The sequence below is a fragment of the Rathayibacter sp. VKM Ac-2879 genome (assembly GCF_015351245.1).
Lineage (GTDB): Bacteria > Actinomycetota > Actinomycetes > Actinomycetales > Microbacteriaceae > Rathayibacter.
In genome coordinates, this window is the sequence record NZ_JADKSO010000001.1 from 790,454 (window position 1) to 806,139 (window position 15,686).

The window sequence follows — 15,686 nt, forward strand, 5'->3', positions numbered from 1 at the left end:
CCGACCATGCTAGCCGTCGGCGACCACGGCTCCCGCGGGGGAGGGCTCAGCGGAAGATGATCGTCCGCGCGCCGTCGAGCAGCACGCGGTCCTCCGCGAACCACTTCACGGCCTGCGTGAGCGTGCGGCTCTCCTCGTCCTGACCGATGGCGACGAGCTGCGCGACCGAGTGCGAGTGATCGACGCGCACCACGTTCTGCTCGATGATCGGACCCTCGTCGAGGTCGCTCGTGACGAAATGGGCGGTCGCCCCGATCAGCTTGACGCCGCGCGCGTGCGCCTGCTTGTACGGGTTCGCCCCCTTGAAACCGGGCAGGAAGGAGTGGTGGATGTTGATCGCACGTCCGGCCAGGTGAGCGCAGAGCTCCGGCGAGAGGATCTGCATGTAGCGGGCGAGGACGACGAGCTCGACGTCGTGCTCGTGCACGACCTCGAGCACACGCTCCTCGAAGGCGCGCTTGGTCTCGGACGAGACGACGGCGTGCGACTCGAACGGCACCCCGTAGAACTCGGCGAGATCGCGGAGCGCGCCGTGGTTCGAGAGGATCAGCGGCACGTCGACCGCGAGCTGCCCCGCGCGCTGCCGGAACAGCAGGTCGTTGACGCAGTGCGCGGCGGTCGAGGCCAGGACGAGCGTGCGCAGGGGGCGACCGACCACGTCCAGCCGCCAGGTCATCCCGTAGTGCTCGGTGATCGGGAGGAGTGCCGCGGCGAACTCCTCACGGGTCACCGGAGACTCCACCTGCAGACGCATGAAGAAGCGACCCGTGTCGGCGCTGGAGAACTGCTGGCTCTCGGTGATGTTCCCGCGCGCCTGGACGACGGCTCCCGAGACCGCATGCACGATGCCCGGCAGGTCGCGACACGCGAACGTCAGCGTCCAGTGGTTGCCCCGGACGCGCTCCTCGCCCGTGGAGGGGAGGCCCGTGGCGGCGGATCGGTCGGAGGCGTGCGCGGCGGGCTCGGGCTGCATCCGCTCAGGATATCGGTGGGTGGAGGCGCCGCGACGGACGAATGCGCCCGCGTCAGCGCACGACGATGACGGAGGCGACTGTCGGGCCGACGCGGCCGGCACCGTCGACGTAGCGCACGCCGATCGTGTGTGCGCCCGAGCCGACCGTGATCGTGCCCGCGAACGCCGGAGGGACCGCGGTGCGCTCGTGCACGACATTGCCGTCGAGGAGCAGTTGCACGATTCCCGAGTCGGCGGCGACGACGACGGGCACCTCGCCCGCCTTGGGAGATCCCGGGACGAACAGTCGAGGGCCGTCGAGGGTCACCTCGCTCGCGGTGCTCGCAGCCGTGTCGTGCGCGCGAGCGAGGAGCGAGGTGCTGCCGACGGGCAGCGGCACCGCGGAGGCGGCCCAGTGCCCGTCCGCGTCCGTCCGCGTCCGGGCGTAGACCTGCCCGGTTCTCGCGTTCTCGAGCGCGACGAAGGCGTTCGGCGCCGCGGTGCCGTGCACGTCGGGAAGGAGGTGGTGCTCGGGGTCCTCCGTGACGATGAGGGTGGTGGCGGTGGCGCTCGGCGGTGTGGTCGTTGGCGGTGCGGTCGTCGCCGGAGCGGGGGACGCGGCGGGCAGGGGAACGGCCGTCCGGGCGGGTGAGGAGGGCGCGGCGGTCGAGAGCGGCGGCGCGGCGACGGCGGGCGCGGGGGGTGCGGTCGTCGGAGTCGGTGCCGTCGGCTCGGCGGTGCTCGGCGGCATCGCGACGATCGGGCCGTCGACGCCGGAGGCCGCCTCCGTCGACGACGCGGGCCCGGCACGGCCGGACGGCGGCGCCTGTGAAGAACCAGACGGACCGGGAGGCGGGGTCGGCAGGGCGGCGACCGCCGGAGTCGCGGCAGGTGCAGGTCTCGACGGGGTCCCGCTCCCCGGAGTCGCGGGGCCGAGCCCGTCCTGCTCGCTCGCCTCCTCCGCGACCTCGACGGGCGCCGAGCCCGGCAACAGGGCCGCCACGGCGATCCCGCCGACGAGCACCAGCCCGGCGGCGATCAGAGTGGCGGTCACGAGCGTGCCGCCGGCCGAGCCGCCGCCCACACCCAGCTGCGCCGAGGCCGAACCTGTGCTTCCCGGAGGCGGGCCTGCCTCGGCCGCGCTCGCGACGGCCACCGCGCCCCCCAGCGCGTCGTGCGCGGCGAACGCGGCGGCGCCTCCGAGCCCGGCGGCGAGCGGCAGGAGCACCGTCGCGAGCCTCCGCCCGGCGTTCTCGGCCTCGGCGAGCGCGGCCGTGCACCCCTCGCAGACCGCCAGGTGCGCGCGCAGGCGCATCCGGTCGCGCGCCGCGAGCCGACCCCGAGCGTGAGTGCCCGCGCGCTCGAGGACCCACCGGCACTCGCCCTCGGCCGGAGCGTCGCCGAGGTGCTCGCGGATCCAGGCCCCGCGAAGACCCTCCCTGGCGCGGAGGCTCAGCGCGGCCACTCCGTTGGGGCGCAGACCCAGTAGCGGGGCGACCTCGGCCGCCGAGAGGCCCTCGACCTCCGTGTACCAGAGCACCTCTTGCCACCGCGGCGGGAGCGCTCGGAACGCGCGAGCGCTGAGATCGCGCTCGAGGGCGGCGAGCACATGCTCCTCCGGGCCCTGGGTGGCGCGGTCATGCGTCTCGGGCTCGAAGGGACGCTCGCGGCCCTGCCTGCGCCCCCACGAGGAGGCGACGTTGCGGATCGAGGTGAAGAAGTAGGCGCGGAAGGAACCCTCGGGCCCTCCTCCGCGCTCGATCGCCGCGAGGACGCGCAGGAACGCCTCCGAGACCAGGTCGTCGGCGTCCAGGCTCGCGCTCCAGGCGCGGGCGACGGTGCGACCGGCCGCCGCATGTCGGCGCCACAGCTCGGCGGTTGCGGCGGCGTCGCCCCGCCGGACCAGCCCGATGAGCTCGGCATCGCCGCTCGCCTCGAGCGAGCCATGCCGGTGGCGGCGTGGTGGCTCCGTCTTGTGCACGTCGCCTCCTCGGCTCGACCCAGTCCGAGCGATGCTCGCACGGACCGTCCGCCGTGGAGGCGTCGAGTCGCGTAATCGCGCCGGCGGCGCCACCCCTCCTGCGATCCCGCCTCGCGCGGAGCCCCCTCCGTTGCTAGACTCGCGCCGTCGCGACTGGCGTTCGGATGGGTGACCATCAGGGAGCGACACCTTCTCCGGGGCTCGCTCCGGACGCTTTTCCTGCCGCACGCCTGGGCCGGAACGGATACCGTAGATCGGGTCGCCCGCACGAGCCGCCTCGCCTCGCCGCGGCCGCATGGGCACCTTCCGTTTCGCAGTCAAGGAGCGTCCGTGTCCTCTTCCTCCGCCCCGACCACCAGCCTCGCCGCGTCGTTCAACGAGCCCGTCTCGGTCGTCGACCCCGAGATCGCCGCCGTCCTCCAGCAGGAGCTCGACCGCCAGCGCGGCTACCTCGAGATGATCGCGAGCGAGAACTTCGTCCCCCGTGCCGTGCTCGACTCCCAGGGCTCCGTCCTGACCAACAAGTACGCCGAGGGCTACCCCGGGCGCCGCTACTACGGCGGCTGCGAGTTCGTCGACGTGGCGGAGCAGCTCGCGATCGACCGCGCGAAGGCGCTGTTCGGCGCCGAGTTCGCCAATGTCCAGCCCCACTCCGGTGCTACCGCGAACGCGGCGGCACTCTCCGCGCTGATCCAGCCGGGCGACACGATCCTCGGCCTCGAGCTGGCCCACGGCGGGCACCTCACCCACGGCATGAAGCTCAACTTCTCGGGCAAGCTCTACAACGCGACGGCCTACGGGGTCGACCCGCAGACTTTCCGCATCGACATGGATGCGGTTCGCGAGAAGGCGCTAGAGGTCCGGCCGCAGGTGCTCATCGCCGGCTGGTCCGCCTACCCGCGCCACCTCGACTTCGAGGCGTTCCGTGCCATCGCCGACGAGGTCGGCGCCAAGCTCTGGGTCGACATGGCGCACTTCGCCGGTCTCGTCGCGGCCGGCCTGCACCCCTCGCCGGTGCCGTACGCCGATGTCGTGACCTCGACGGTGCACAAGACGCTCGCCGGCCCGCGCTCCGGCCTCATTCTGGCCAAGCAGGAGTACGCCAAGAAGCTCAACTCGGCCGTGTTCCCCGGACAGCAGGGTGGCCCGCTCATGCATGTGATCGCGGCGAAGGCGACCGCGTTCAAGCTTGCCGGCGAGGCCGAGTTCGCCGACCGTCAGCAGCGCACCATCCGCGGCGCGCAGATCCTGGCCGAGCGTCTCACCGCCGCCGACTCGCAGGCCGAGGGCATCGACGTGCTCACCGGAGGCACCGACGTGCACCTCGTCCTCGCCGACCTGCGCAATTCGCCGCTCGACGGCCAGCAGGCCGAGGACCGACTCCACGAGGTCGGCATCACGGTCAACCGCAACGCGGTGCCGTTCGACCCGCGACCGCCGATGGTCACCTCCGGCCTGCGGATCGGCACGCCGGCCCTCGCGACCCGCGGCTTCGGCGACGTCGAGTTCACCGAGGTGGCCGACGTCATCGCCGAAGCGCTCAAGCCCTCAGCCGATCTGGAGGCGCTGCGGGCGCGGGTCGCCCGCCTCACCGACGACTTCCCGCTCTACCCGGGTCTCTAGTCGGTCCACCACCCCCGGACGCCGGGCGCGCGCCTCTCGTCGCGCGCCCGGCGTCCCCAGCACGAGGAGTCTCGAGATGACGGCACAGGTACTCGACGGAGCAGCCACCGCTGCGGCGGTGAAGGGCGAGATCGCCCTCCGCGTCGCAGCGCTGCGCGAGAAGGGCATCGTCCCCGGCCTCGGCACCCTGCTCGTCGGCGACGACCCCGCCTCGCGCTCCTACGTCGCGGGCAAGCACCGCGACTGCGCCGAGGTCGGCATCGAGTCGATCCGCGTCGACCTGCCCGCCACGGCCTCCGCTGCCGACATCCGCGCGGCGATCGAGCAGCTCAACGCCTCGGAGGCGGTGACCGGCTACATCATCCAGCTCCCGCTCCCCGCGGGCATCGATGAGAACGCGATGCTCGAGCTGATGGATCCCGACAAGGACGCGGACGGCCTGCACCCGACGAACCTCGGGCGCCTCGTGCTCGGCGTGGCAGGCGAGCTCGAGAGCCCCCTCCCGTGCACGCCCCACGGCATCGTCGAGATGCTCCAGCGGCACGACATCCCGACCGCGGGACGGCACGTCGTGGTGGTGGGTCGCGGTCTGACCGTGGGGCGTCCGCTCGGCCTCCTCCTCACCCGAAAGGGCCTGGACGCGACCGTCACGCTGACCCATTCCCGCACCGCCGATCTCGCGACGGAGGTGCGACGTGCCGACATCGTGATCGCCGCGGTGGGCGTGCCCGGGCTGATCCAGGCCGACTGGGTGAAGCCCGGCGCCGCCGTGCTCGACGTGGGCATCACCCGGGTCGAGAACCCCGAGACGGGTCGAGCGAGGCTCACGGGAGACGTGGCTCCGGAGGTCGCGGAGGTCGCGGGCTGGCTCTCGCCCGTGCCCGGCGGTGTCGGGCCGATGACGCGCGCGATGCTCATCCACAACGTGGTCACCGCGGCGGAGCGCTCGCCGCGCTGAGTGGTCAGCGGGGTCGCGCGGCGCGCAGCCGCACCACGCTTCCGGGCACGAGGTGCGCGAGCGTGTCGAGCGAACCGGAGTCCACGACAGCGATCACCGGGTAGCCGCCCGTCGCGGGATGGTCCGGCCCGAACACGACCGGCTGTCCCGAGGGTGGGAGCTGCACCGACCCGTGCAGCACACCCTCGCTGGGTAGCTCGCCAGCCGTCCCGGTGGGGAGCGCCGGGCCGTCCAGGCGCAGTCCCACCCGGTCGGCGGCACCGATGCGCCACGGTCCGTCGAGGAGGCGTCGCCACGTCCCCTCCGGCACGCGTGCGAGGCGCGGTCCCTGGTGCACGAGGAGCACCGCCTCCTCGCCCGCTGGATCGAACGGCCACCAGTCGAGTGCGCGCACGGCCTCGGCCGGCGTGCCGACAGGCAGGACATCTCCCGGGCGCAGGGGCTCCGGCCCGAGCGCCGAGAGGGTGTCTCGGGAGCGCGAGCCGAGCGACGGCGGCACGTTGACGCCTCCGCGGATCGCCAGGGTGCGCCGCAGCCCCCGACGGAGGGGACCGAGACGGAGCGACGAGCCGGCGTCCACCCGCCGCGGAAGAACGTGGTCGAGTGGCTGGCCGTCGATCTCGGCCGTGCCCGGGGATCCGCCGAGGCTGATCCACGCGTCCGTCTCGAACCGGGCGCAGAAGCCGCCTCCGAGCAGTTCGAGGCCCGCCGCCCCGGGGTGGTTGCCGAGCAGACGGTTGCCCACGCGAAGCGCCCCGCGGTCCATCGCTCCCGATGCGCCGGCACCGATGGCGGCGAACCCCGCGCGGCCCTCGTCCTCGACGAGCGCGAGGGGGCCGGGATCGACGATGAGGAGACTCACGGCACCGCCCGGAAGCACACCTCGTCGCCGGGGGCGAGCAGCGCGGGCGGCATCCGCTCCGTGTCCCACAGCACCGCCTCCGTCGAGCCGATCAGCTGCCAGCCGCCGGGGGAGGCGCGCGGGTAGACACCGGAGTAGCCGCTCGCGAGGGCGACGGTGCCGGCGGGCACTCGTGTGCGCGGCTCGGCGCGCCTCGGCACCTCGGGCCACGCGTCGAGCGCGACGAGATAGGCGAATCCCGGCGCGAAGCCTCCGAACGCCGCACGCCACCGGGTGCCGCTGTGGCGGCGGACCAGCTCGCCGACGCTCCAGCCGAGGAGGGCGGCAGTCTGGTCCAGGTCGGGACCGTCGTAGCGGACCGGGAGGTCGACCACGCGGCCCGCGACTCGCGCGCGATCGGGCGTCGCCGATTCGGCACGGTCGCGGATCCAGCGCTCCGCCCGCGCGACGCTCAGAACGGCAGGATCGAGGACGACGAGCACCGTGCTCGCCGCGGGCACCAGGTCGATCACGCCGTCGGGTCGGGCGTCGTCGAGCGCCGCCGAGAGCGCGAGGGCTGCGTCGAGAACGTCGACCTCGACCAGGAGCGCCCGATCGCCGGACGGCAGCAGCTCGACCGCGATCACGGCGCGGCAGGAGCAAGGAGCAGGCCGGCCGCGAGCAGGGACGCGCGCACCGCCTCCGCCATCTCGACGGCGCCGGGCGTGTCGCCGTGCACGCAGAGCGAGTCGACGTCGACGCGGATGCTCTCGCCGCTCACGGCCTCTACGCGGCCGGTGAGAGCGACCTGCACCGCGCGCTCGGCGACGTGACGAGGATCGGCGAGCACGGCGCCCGGTTCGCCGCGGGGCACGAGAGTGCCGTCGGCGCGGTAGCCGCGGTCGATGAACGCCTCCCGGACGAACGGGAGGCCGGCTGCGGCGGCGGCGCGCTCGATCGCGGACGCGGCCAGGCCGAGGAGGGGGAGTCCTGGGGCGACGTCGCTGACCGCGCGGGCCACGGCCTCCGCCTGCACCTCGTCGTGCACGATGCGGTTGTAGAGCGCGCCGTGCGGCTTGACGTAGCGCACCGCGGTAGCGGCCGCGCGCGCTGCGGCCTGCAGGGCACCGAGCTGATGGACGACATCGGCGTACAGCTCGTCGGCGGAGACGGGCAGTTCGCGCCGTCCGAAGCCGGCGAGGTCTCGGTAGGAGACGTGCGCGCCGATCGCCACGTCCCGCTCCGCGGCACGACGACAGCTCGTCAGCATGATCGTCGGGTCGCCCGCGTGGAATCCGCAGGCGATGCTGGCGCTCGTGACGACATCGAGTAGTGCGTCGTCGTCGCCGAGGCGCCAGACGCCGAAACCCTCGCCGAGATCGGCGTTCAGATCGATGCTTTCGCGCATCCTCCGAGCCTACGGCCGACGTCCAGCGCCCCGCCGGTAGCGTGGTCGAGCGCGCTCGCGTCCTCACCCCCGTCGACACGTTCTCGCGCGCCCGCCTACGAGGAGAATCCATGCTCACCGTCAACGCCTACGCCGCGCCTTCCGCGACCGAGCCTCTCGTCCCCACCACCCTCGAGCGCCGCGACGTCGGTCCGCACGACGTCCTCATCGAGATCGCCTATTCGGGCATCTGCCATTCCGACATCCACACCGTCCGCGGCGACTGGGGGCCGGTCACGTACCCCTTGACCGTCGGCCACGAGATCGTCGGAGTGGTGGCCGAGGTGGGCGCCGAGGTCACCATGCACTCCGTGGGCGACCGCGTCGGCGTCGGCTGCATGGTGAACTCGTGCCGCACGTGTGAGAACTGCCTCGCCGGAGAGGAGCAGTACTGCCTCGAGGGCAACGTCGGCACGTACGCCTCCGTCGACCGCGACGGCACGATCACCCAGGGCGGCTACTCCACCCACGTGGTCGTCGTCGAGGACTTCGTGCTCCGCGTGCCGGAGTCGATCCCGTTCGAGGCTGCGGCTCCGCTGCTGTGCGCGGGCATCACGACCTATTCGCCTCTCTCGCACTGGGAGGCAGGCCCCGGCAAGCGCGTCGCGGTCGTCGGCCTGGGTGGACTCGGGCACATGGCCGTGAAGTTCGCGCACGCGATGGGCGCTGAGGTGACGGTGCTCTCGCAGACCCTCGGCAAGAAGGAGGACAGTCTTCGTCTGGGAGCCGACCACTATTACGCGACGAAGGACGAGGAGACGTTCTCGACTCTCGCGAGCACCTTCGACCTCATCATCAACACCGTGAGTGCACCCCTCGTCCTCGACGACTACCTGCGTCTGCTGCGCCGCAACGGCACGATGGTCAACGTCGGCGCTCCGGCGGAGGCGCTGCCGCTGCACGTCTTCACGCTGTTCGGCGGGCGTCGCTCGTTCGCGGGCTCGGGCATCGGCGGCATCCGCGAGACCCAGGAGATGCTCGACTTCTGCGCCGAGAAGGGCATCGCCAGCGATGTCGAGGTCGTATCGGCGTCGCAGATCAACGAGGCGTACGAGCGCGTGCTCGCCTCGGACGTGCGCTATCGCTTCGTCATCGACATCGCGACGCTCACCGCGTAGTCGACGGAGGCTCCCGCCGAATCGCTCCGTCACGACGGAGATCCGGCGGGAGCCCTCTCGGGTCAGCGGATGCGGCGCGCGCCGTCGGCGGCCGTGACGAGGAAGAGCTCGGGAGTGGTGAAGCCCTTCTCGGCGAAGGCGGCGAGCACGGCCGCGCGCACCTCCTCCTCTTTCTCGACGGGGGTCAGCGCGATTGCCGAGCCACCGAAGCCGCCACCGGTCATGCGCGCCCCGACAGCGCCGGCGGCCCGGGACGCCTCGACGGCCGTGTCGAGCTCCGGGACTGAGATCTCGAAGTCGTCGCGCAAGGAGACGTGCCCGGCGTCGAGCAGCTCGCCGATGGCGCGCGGCCCGTGCTCGCGGAGCGCTCGTACGGTCGCGAGGACGCGGTCGTCCTCGGTGATCACGTGCTTCACGCGGCGGTAGGTCACGTCGTCGAGCAGTTGCCTCGCGCGAGGCAGGTCGTCGGTCGAGAGCTCGCGCAGCGATTCGACGCCGAGCGTCGTCGCTCCGAGCTCGCAGGACGCGCGCCGTTCGGCGTAGCCGCCGGTGGCGTGAGCGTGCTCGACGCGGGTGTCGATCACGAGGAGGACCAGGCCCGCCTCCTCGAAGCCGAGCGGGATCACCTCGGTGTCGAGGCTCCTGCAGTCGAGGAAGACGGCCGCGTCGCGCTCGCCGAAGAGGGACGCGGACTCGTCCATGATCCCGGTCGGAGCGCCCACTGCGACATTCTCTGCACGGCGGCCGACGCGCGCGAGGGTCGCGCGGTCGAGGTCGAGGTTCCAGAGCTCGTTGAGGGCGACGGCCATCGCGCACATCAGTGCGGCCGAGCTCGAGAGGCCGGCGCCGACGGGCACATCCGAGTCGACGAAGGCGTCGAACCCCGAGTGCGCGCCGAGGTCGACGTCGTATTCGCTCAATGCCCAGACGACGCCGAGGGGATACGCCGACCAGCCCGCGATGGCTCCGGGGCCGAGCTCGTCGAGCCCGATCTCGACGACCTCCGGAGAGAACGCACTGCTGATGCGGATGACGCGGTCTTCCCGCGGCGCTACGGCCATGGCCGTTGCCCGGTCGATCGCGAACGGGAAGACGAAGCCGTCGTTGTAGTCGGTGTGCTCGCCGATCAGGTTCACGCGACCCGGGCCGGCCCACACGCCCACAGCGGAGGAGCCGTACGTCTTCTCGAAGGCGACGAGCGTGCGATCGGCGACGGCGGCGAGGGCAGGGTCAACGGCGGTCATCGAATCTCCTCGAGGGTCGTGCTGGACGGCAGGGCCGCGTCGGGGTGCTCGACGACCGCGGAGGCGAGGTGCGCGGCGTCAGCACGCTCGATGGCATCGCGCAGCGCGGCTGCGCTGGTCTCGGGGGCGATGTCGCCGATCCACGCGCCCATCGCCGCCTCGCTGCCGGCGAGGTACTTGAGCTTGGTCTCGGCCCGACGGGGAGAGGTGATCTGGAGCATGAGCCGCACCTCGTCCCTCCGCTCGTGCACGGGCGCCTGGTGCCACGCGGCGATGTAGGGGGTGGGTGTCTCGTAGAGGGCGTCGACGCCGCGCAGAAGGCGCTGGTAGAGGGCCGCGAGCTCGTCGCGCTCCTCCGGCGTCGTCTCGGCGAGATCGGCCACCTGTCGGTGGGGCAGGAGGTGGATCTCGACGGGCCAGCGCGCGGCGAACGGCACGAAGGCGGTGAAGTGCTCTCCGCGGAGGAGCACGCGCTCGCCCGCCTGCTCGAACGCCAAGATGTCGGCGAACATCGAGGGCCCGTACGAGTCGAGGGATGCGAGGAGCCGCGTCGTGCGGGGCGTGACGTAGGGGTACGAGTAGATCTGCCCGTGCGGGTGGTGCAGCGTGACGCCGATCGCCTCGCCCCGGTTCTCGAAGGGGAACACCTGCTGCACCCCGGGGAGCGCCGAGAGCGCCGCGACGCGGTCGGCCCACGCCTCCACCACGGTGCGTGCGCGCGAGGCCGCGAGCGTCGCGAACGAGCCCTCGTGCTCGGGGCTGAAGCAGACGACCTCGCAGCGGCCGACGCTCGTCAGCGAGCGGCCGAGGCCGAGCGTACGGAGATCGTCGAGGGAGGCAGGAGCGTCCGCGTCGTGCAGGAGCGGGCCGAACGAGGGGGAGCGGTTCTCGAACACGGCCACGTCGTAAAGGCTGGGCACCTCCGACGGATTGGTCGGCGAGGCCGGCGCGAGCGGATCGAGCTCGGCCGGCGGCAGGAACACGCGGTTCTGCCGGGAGGCGGCGATCGAGACCCACTCGCCGGTCAGCACGTCTTGGCGCATGCGGGCCGTCGCGGGACGCGGGTCGAGCTCTCGGGCGTCGGCGGCCCGCTCGGGGGGGAGTGTCGTGTCCGCGTCGTCGAAGTAGAGGAGCTCGCGACCGTCGGCGAGCGTGTGCGGGCGCTTGACGACGCCGGCGGAGAGGAGGATCGCTTCATTCATGGCAGCCTCACTCTACGACCCGGGCTTCGAGAAGGAAAGGAGACTTTCTCTTTGACAAGTCGGCCGGGCCGGGGGAGCATGGGCGAATGAAAGCAGATCGCGAGCACGAGGTGACCTCGGCGCTCGAGCGGCGCGTGAGGATGCGTCTGCTCGCCGAGAGGTCGGGATTCGTCGCGGTCGCCGACCTCGCCGAACGGCTCGGCGTCTCCGTCGTCACGGTCCGCTCCGATCTCGATCACCTTGCGGTCGAGGGAGTGCTTCAGCGCGTGCGGGGAGGCGCGATCCCCGCAGCCGAACGGCAGGGGGAGCGCACGCTCGAAGAGGGCATGAGCGCAGCCTCCGACGAGAAGGAGGCGATCGGTCGCGTGGCCGCCGCGTCCGTCGCATCGGGCGAGAGCGTCATCCTCGATGTCGGATCCACTCCACTCGCGATCGCGCGCGCTCTCGTCGCCCGCGAGGAACTGCACGACCTGACCGTCATCACCAACGGTCTTTCCACCGCTCTCGCGCTCGAGCCGGCCATCCCACGCTTCACCGTCGTCGTCACGGGCGGCACCTTGCGTCCTCTCCAGCACTCGCTCGTCGAGCCGCTCGCCTCCGAGGTCCTCGAACGTCTACGTGCCGACGTCGCCTTCATCGGCTGCACCGGTGTGCACCCGGAGGCGGGCATCACCAACGTCAACCTGCCCGAGGCCACCCTCAAACGCCGCATGCTCCGGGCGGCGTCGCGACGGGTGGTCGTCGCCGACTCGAGCAAGCTCGGCGTGGTCGATCTGGGCCGCGTCGCCGGGGCCGACGAGTTCGAGCGCCTCCTCACGGGCGCCGCGGCTCCCCTGTCGCTCGTGGCGCAGCTCGAGGAGGCGGGTCTCGCCGTCACCCGCTGTCTCGCCCGGTCGGCCCGCGTCAGTCCGTAGGATTCACGCATGGCCGACTTCACTCCCGCCCCCGCAACAGGGCGCCAGTACTCCCTCGATCTCACCGCAGAGGGCCGCACGCTCCACGCCGTCGTCACCGAGGTGGCGGCAGGGCTGCGCCACCTCTCGGTGGACGGGGTGGAGATCACCGCGAGCTACCCCGACAGCGTCGTCCCTCCGTTCGGGTCGGGCATCGTGCTCATGCCCTGGCCGAACCGCGTCAAGGACGGGCGCTGGGAGTACGAGGGCGAGACCCTCCAGCTCGACATCACCGAGCCCAAGTACGACAACGCGATCCACGGCCTGCTGCGCAGCGCCTCCTACCGCCTCGTCGAGCAGGGCCCCGCCTTCGTCGAGCTCGCGGCACCGGTGGTGCCCCAGAGCGGCTACCCGTTCCACCTCGAGACGACCGTCCGCTACGAGCTGCAAGCCGACGGACTGAAGGTCGTGCACCGCGTGGTCAACGTCGGTCCGAAGGCGGCACCGGTCGCGGTCGGCACGCACCCCTTCCTCGCGATCGGCGACGTGCCGACCGACGAGCTCGAGATCATGGTCGACGCGACCGTCCACATCGAGGTCGACGAGCGCCTCAACCCGACCGGTCAGAGCCCGGTCGAGGGCACCGAGTGGGATCTTCGCGACGGCCGTCGCATCGCCGGTCTCGAGCTCGACGACGCCTGGGGTGGGGTGAACCTGGTCGACGGTCACAGCGCTCACGGGCTGCGTGCGCCCGACGGTCGCCGCGTGCTCCTGTGGGCCGATTCGGCGCACGACTTCATCCAGGTCTTCATCACCCGGATCTTCCCGCGGAACGACGGCGAGGGGTTCATGACCGCCATTGCCGTCGAGCCGATGACCGCTCCCGCCGACGCGTTCAACACCGGGCAGGGCCTGCACTGGATCGAGCCCGGCGACGACTGGACCGTGTCCTGGGGCATCCGTCACGAGGGATTCCCCGCCTCGTCATGACGGCCCTCGCCTCCGCCGGGCGCGACGACGACGCGAAACGCGTCGCGCTCGTGCGGATGAAGCGGCTCGCCACGGGGCTGCTGGTCGTGATGGCGATCGTGTTCGCCGTCTCCTTCGCGCTGCAGGAGCGCTACCCGTGGCTCCAGTGGGTGCGCGCCGCGAGCGAGGGCGGAATGGTCGGAGCGCTCGCCGACTGGTTCGCGGTGACGGCGCTGTTCCGTCGACCGCTCGGCCTCCCCATCCCGCACACCGCGATCATCCCGACGAAGAAGGACGAGATCGGCGCGAGCCTCGCGCAGTTCGTCGAGGAGAACTTTCTCCGCGGTGCGATCGTGCGCGAGAAGCTCGACTCCTTCGGCATCGCGCACCGGGCGGGCCTCTGGCTGGCTTCGCCCGAGAACGCGCGCCGGGTGGGAGGCGAGAGCGCGGCGGCCGTGCGTTCCGCGATCGCGCTGCTCGACGACGCCGACGTGCAGCGGGTGATCGAGGCCCTCGTGCGGCGGCACGTCCTCGATCCGCAGTGGGGGCCGCCGCTGGGCTCGCTCGTCGGCGGCGTCGTCGAATCGGGGCACCACCGTCGACTCGTCGACACGCTCGTCGAGCAGGCGGAGACGTGGCTCGCCGCGAACCCGCAGAGCTTCACGCGGATGGTGAGCGGGCGCCTCCCGAGCTGGCTGCCGTCCTCGGTGAGTCGGCTCGTCGACGAGCGGCTCTATCACGAGGCGCTCGTGTTCGTGGCGGCCGTCCGCGACGACCAGGAGCATCCGCTCCGGCTGGCGATCGACGGCTACCTCGCCACGCTGGCGGAGGACCTGGGCACCGATCCGGAACTCATCGCGCGCGTGGAAGAGATCAAGAGCCGTGCCTTCGACAGCCCGCGGGTGCGCGGGCTCGCCCAGGATGCGTGGAGTGCGACGAAAGCTTCGCTGCTCGGAGCGATGGACGACTCCGAGAGTCCGCTGCGGGCGAGCGTCGAGTCGATCGTGGTGGACCTGGGCCGTCGTCTGTCGACCGACGATCGGCTCGCGGCGACGCTCGACGCGTGGGCGGGATCCGTCGCCGCTCACTTCGTCGACCGCTACCGCACCGATATCGCGAGCGTCATCGGTGACACGATCCACCGCTGGGACCCGAAGGAGACGTCCGAGAAGCTCGAGCTCCAGGTCGGAAAGGACCTCCAGTTCATCCGGATCAACGGAACCGTCGTCGGTTCCCTCGCCGGGCTGGCGATCTTCACGGTCGCGCACGCGCTGTTCGCGTCCTGACGGGCAGCGGAGAGCGGGCGGCGGGGTCGCGGCGCAAGCCCTCGCCTGTGTCGGTGGTCGGGCGTACCGTCGCAGCATGAGCGACGACACCACCACCGATCCCGACGTCACGACCGAAGGCGAGGTCCTCGGGGCCCGCGCCGACGACGGCAGCGACACGAGCGCCAGCAAAGACCCGTCCGACTGGGTCACGGGCGACGAGCCGATGACCGGCCCGCAGCGTAGCTACCTCGACACTCTCGCCCGCGAAGCCGGCGAGACCCTCCCCGCCACCCTCACCAAGGCGCAGGCCTCTGAGCACATCGACCGTTTGCAGTCCGCGACCGGCCGAGGCGAGAGCAGCAACGGGCACGACTGAGACCTCCCGAAGGGCGCTCGACGGGTGAGCAAGGATCCCGTCGGGTGCCCTCGCGGGGCCATGATGTCCTCAGGTTGGTCGTCGTGTTCGGGTGTGGCGGTTTCTCGTCCCGCATGGAAGGCGCTCCACCTAGCGTCCGAGCCGTCAGCGGGCAACGTCCCGTGTTCGTGGCTTCGAAAGAGAGAGAAGCCCCCGCATGATCATTCGTCACCGAGATACTGAACCGTGGATCGATCCGTCGGCCTTTGTCGCATCGTCGGCGGTGATCGTCGGAAACGTCCGAATCGCGGCCGGCGCCCGCATTTTGCACGGAGCCGTCCTGAGCGCGGAGGACGGCGAAGTCGTCGTCGGCGAGGACTCCATCGTGATGGAGCAGGCTCTCCTCCGCGGACGCGCGGGACATCCCGTCCTCATCGGGGAAGCGGTCATGATCGGTCCGCACACGCACGTGAACGGCAGTGTCGTGGAGGCGGAGGCATTCATCGCCACCGGTGCCGCGCTGTTTCCCGGCAGTCGAATCGGCGTCGGGGCCGAAGTGCGGATCAACGGCGTGGTCCAGGTCAACACGGTGGTTCCGGATGGGGCGGTTGTCCCGATCGGTTGGGTGGCCGTCGGGAATCCCGCCACGATTCTGCCCCCGGATCGCCACGAGGAGATCTGGGCGATCCAACGTGAACTCGACTTCCGCGGCACGGTCTACGGCGTCGGCAGAGAAGTTTCGATGCGTGAGCTGATGCGGGACCAGTCCGCGTACTACGGCGCTCACGCCACAGACGAGATCGTCGACCGGTAGCGGTACAGATTCCTTCCGGGA

At 71.7% G+C, this 15,686-nt stretch carries 15 protein-coding genes; 8 read left to right on the forward strand and 7 right to left on the reverse strand.

Annotated elements, in window-relative coordinates:
- Positions 1–46: 46 nt before the first annotated feature.
- Positions 47–973 (reverse strand): formyltetrahydrofolate deformylase, encoded by a 927-nt coding sequence (gene purU, locus ITJ45_RS03890; protein WP_194607484.1) that lies wholly within the window; start codon positions 971–973, stop codon positions 47–49.
- 52 nt (positions 974–1,025) lie between these two features.
- Positions 1,026–2,933 (reverse strand): sigma-70 family RNA polymerase sigma factor, encoded by a 1,908-nt coding sequence (locus ITJ45_RS14150; RefSeq protein ID WP_194607485.1) that lies wholly within the window; start codon positions 2,931–2,933, stop codon positions 1,026–1,028.
- A gap of 330 nt (positions 2,934–3,263) precedes the next feature.
- Between ITJ45_RS14150 and glyA the strand changes: the two genes are divergently transcribed.
- On the forward strand, positions 3,264–4,556 hold the full coding sequence (gene glyA / locus ITJ45_RS03900; RefSeq protein ID WP_194607486.1) for a serine hydroxymethyltransferase: 1,293 nt from the start codon (positions 3,264–3,266) through the stop codon (positions 4,554–4,556).
- 76 nt (positions 4,557–4,632) lie between these two features.
- Entirely contained in the window at positions 4,633–5,514 is an 882-nt protein-coding gene (locus tag ITJ45_RS03905; protein WP_194607487.1) for a bifunctional methylenetetrahydrofolate dehydrogenase/methenyltetrahydrofolate cyclohydrolase, read from the forward strand.
- 4 nt (positions 5,515–5,518) lie between these two features.
- Here the strand turns inward: ITJ45_RS03905 and ITJ45_RS03910 are convergent, their stop codons facing one another.
- The 3 genes from ITJ45_RS03910 to ITJ45_RS03920 are packed head-to-tail and all read right to left on the reverse strand — an operon-like array spanning position 5,519 to position 7,763.
- Positions 5,519–6,376 carry a biotin-dependent carboxyltransferase family protein gene (locus ITJ45_RS03910; RefSeq protein WP_323742843.1) on the reverse strand — a complete coding sequence of 286 codons (858 nt, stop codon included), beginning with the start codon at positions 6,374–6,376 and terminating at the stop codon, positions 5,519–5,521.
- Positions 6,373–7,002 carry an allophanate hydrolase subunit 1 gene (locus ITJ45_RS03915; protein WP_323742844.1) on the reverse strand — a complete coding sequence of 210 codons (630 nt, stop codon included), beginning with the start codon at positions 7,000–7,002 and terminating at the stop codon, positions 6,373–6,375. Before ITJ45_RS03915 ends, ITJ45_RS03910 begins: the two co-directional genes overlap by 4 nt.
- Positions 6,999–7,763, reverse strand: coding sequence for a LamB/YcsF family protein (locus tag ITJ45_RS03920; RefSeq protein ID WP_194607488.1), 765 nt, complete (start codon positions 7,761–7,763; stop codon positions 6,999–7,001). The genes ITJ45_RS03915 and ITJ45_RS03920 overlap by 4 nt, the downstream gene beginning before the upstream one ends.
- Before the next feature lie 110 nt (positions 7,764–7,873).
- Here ITJ45_RS03920 and ITJ45_RS03925 point away from each other — a divergent pair, with 110 nt between their 5' ends.
- A complete protein-coding gene (locus tag ITJ45_RS03925; protein WP_194607489.1) occupies positions 7,874–8,920 on the forward strand; it encodes an NAD(P)-dependent alcohol dehydrogenase in 1,047 nt (348 codons plus the stop codon).
- 62 nt (positions 8,921–8,982) lie between these two features.
- Here ITJ45_RS03925 and galK read toward each other — a convergent pair whose 3' ends face one another.
- The gene (galK, locus tag ITJ45_RS03930) at positions 8,983–10,164 is read right to left on the reverse strand and encodes a galactokinase (RefSeq protein ID WP_194607490.1); all 1,182 of its coding nucleotides are present in this window, start codon (positions 10,162–10,164) and stop codon (positions 8,983–8,985) included.
- The gene (gene galT, locus ITJ45_RS03935; RefSeq protein WP_194607491.1) at positions 10,161–11,366 is read right to left on the reverse strand and encodes a galactose-1-phosphate uridylyltransferase; all 1,206 of its coding nucleotides are present in this window, start codon (positions 11,364–11,366) and stop codon (positions 10,161–10,163) included. Before galT ends, galK begins: the two co-directional genes overlap by 4 nt.
- Positions 11,367–11,452: 86 nt before the next feature.
- Here galT and ITJ45_RS03940 point away from each other — a divergent pair, with 86 nt between their 5' ends.
- The 5 genes from ITJ45_RS03940 (at position 11,453) to ITJ45_RS03960 (ending at position 15,665) form a co-directional block, all read left to right on the forward strand.
- A complete protein-coding gene (locus ITJ45_RS03940; protein WP_194607492.1) occupies positions 11,453–12,280 on the forward strand; it encodes a DeoR/GlpR family DNA-binding transcription regulator in 828 nt (275 codons plus the stop codon).
- 9 nt (positions 12,281–12,289) lie between these two features.
- Positions 12,290–13,249 (forward strand): aldose 1-epimerase family protein, encoded by a 960-nt coding sequence (locus ITJ45_RS03945; protein WP_194607493.1) that lies wholly within the window; start codon positions 12,290–12,292, stop codon positions 13,247–13,249.
- The gene (locus tag ITJ45_RS03950) at positions 13,246–14,514 is read left to right on the forward strand and encodes a DUF445 domain-containing protein (protein WP_194607494.1); all 1,269 of its coding nucleotides are present in this window, start codon (positions 13,246–13,248) and stop codon (positions 14,512–14,514) included. Before ITJ45_RS03945 ends, ITJ45_RS03950 begins: the two co-directional genes overlap by 4 nt.
- Positions 14,515–14,590: 76 nt before the next feature.
- Positions 14,591–14,872, forward strand: a complete 282-nt coding sequence (locus ITJ45_RS03955; protein WP_194607495.1) for a DUF3072 domain-containing protein — start codon at positions 14,591–14,593, stop codon at positions 14,870–14,872.
- Positions 14,873–15,134: 262 nt separating this feature from the next.
- Entirely contained in the window at positions 15,135–15,665 is a 531-nt protein-coding gene (locus tag ITJ45_RS03960; protein ID WP_323742845.1) for a gamma carbonic anhydrase family protein, read from the forward strand.
- Positions 15,666–15,686 lie beyond the last annotated feature (21 nt).

Excerpts from the sequence above, each read along its gene's own strand:
- purU (WP_194607484.1), bottom strand. The coding sequence starts at position 973 with ATGCAGCCCGAGCCCGCCGCGCACGCCTCCGACCGATCCGCCGCCACG.
- ITJ45_RS03905 (WP_194607487.1), top strand. The coding sequence starts at position 4,633 with ATGACGGCACAGGTACTCGACGGAGCAGCCACCGCTGCGGCGGTGAAG.
- ITJ45_RS03920 (WP_194607488.1), bottom strand. The coding sequence starts at position 7,763 with ATGCGCGAAAGCATCGATCTGAACGCCGATCTCGGCGAGGGTTTCGGC.
- ITJ45_RS03925 (WP_194607489.1), top strand. The coding sequence starts at position 7,874 with ATGCTCACCGTCAACGCCTACGCCGCGCCTTCCGCGACCGAGCCTCTC.
- galK (WP_194607490.1), bottom strand. The coding sequence starts at position 10,164 with ATGACCGCCGTTGACCCTGCCCTCGCCGCCGTCGCCGATCGCACGCTC.
- galT (WP_194607491.1), bottom strand. The coding sequence starts at position 11,366 with ATGAATGAAGCGATCCTCCTCTCCGCCGGCGTCGTCAAGCGCCCGCAC.
- ITJ45_RS03940 (WP_194607492.1), top strand. The coding sequence starts at position 11,453 with ATGAAAGCAGATCGCGAGCACGAGGTGACCTCGGCGCTCGAGCGGCGC.
- ITJ45_RS03945 (WP_194607493.1), top strand. The coding sequence starts at position 12,290 with ATGGCCGACTTCACTCCCGCCCCCGCAACAGGGCGCCAGTACTCCCTC.
- ITJ45_RS03950 (WP_194607494.1), top strand. The coding sequence starts at position 13,246 with ATGACGGCCCTCGCCTCCGCCGGGCGCGACGACGACGCGAAACGCGTC.
- ITJ45_RS03955 (WP_194607495.1), top strand. The coding sequence starts at position 14,591 with ATGAGCGACGACACCACCACCGATCCCGACGTCACGACCGAAGGCGAG.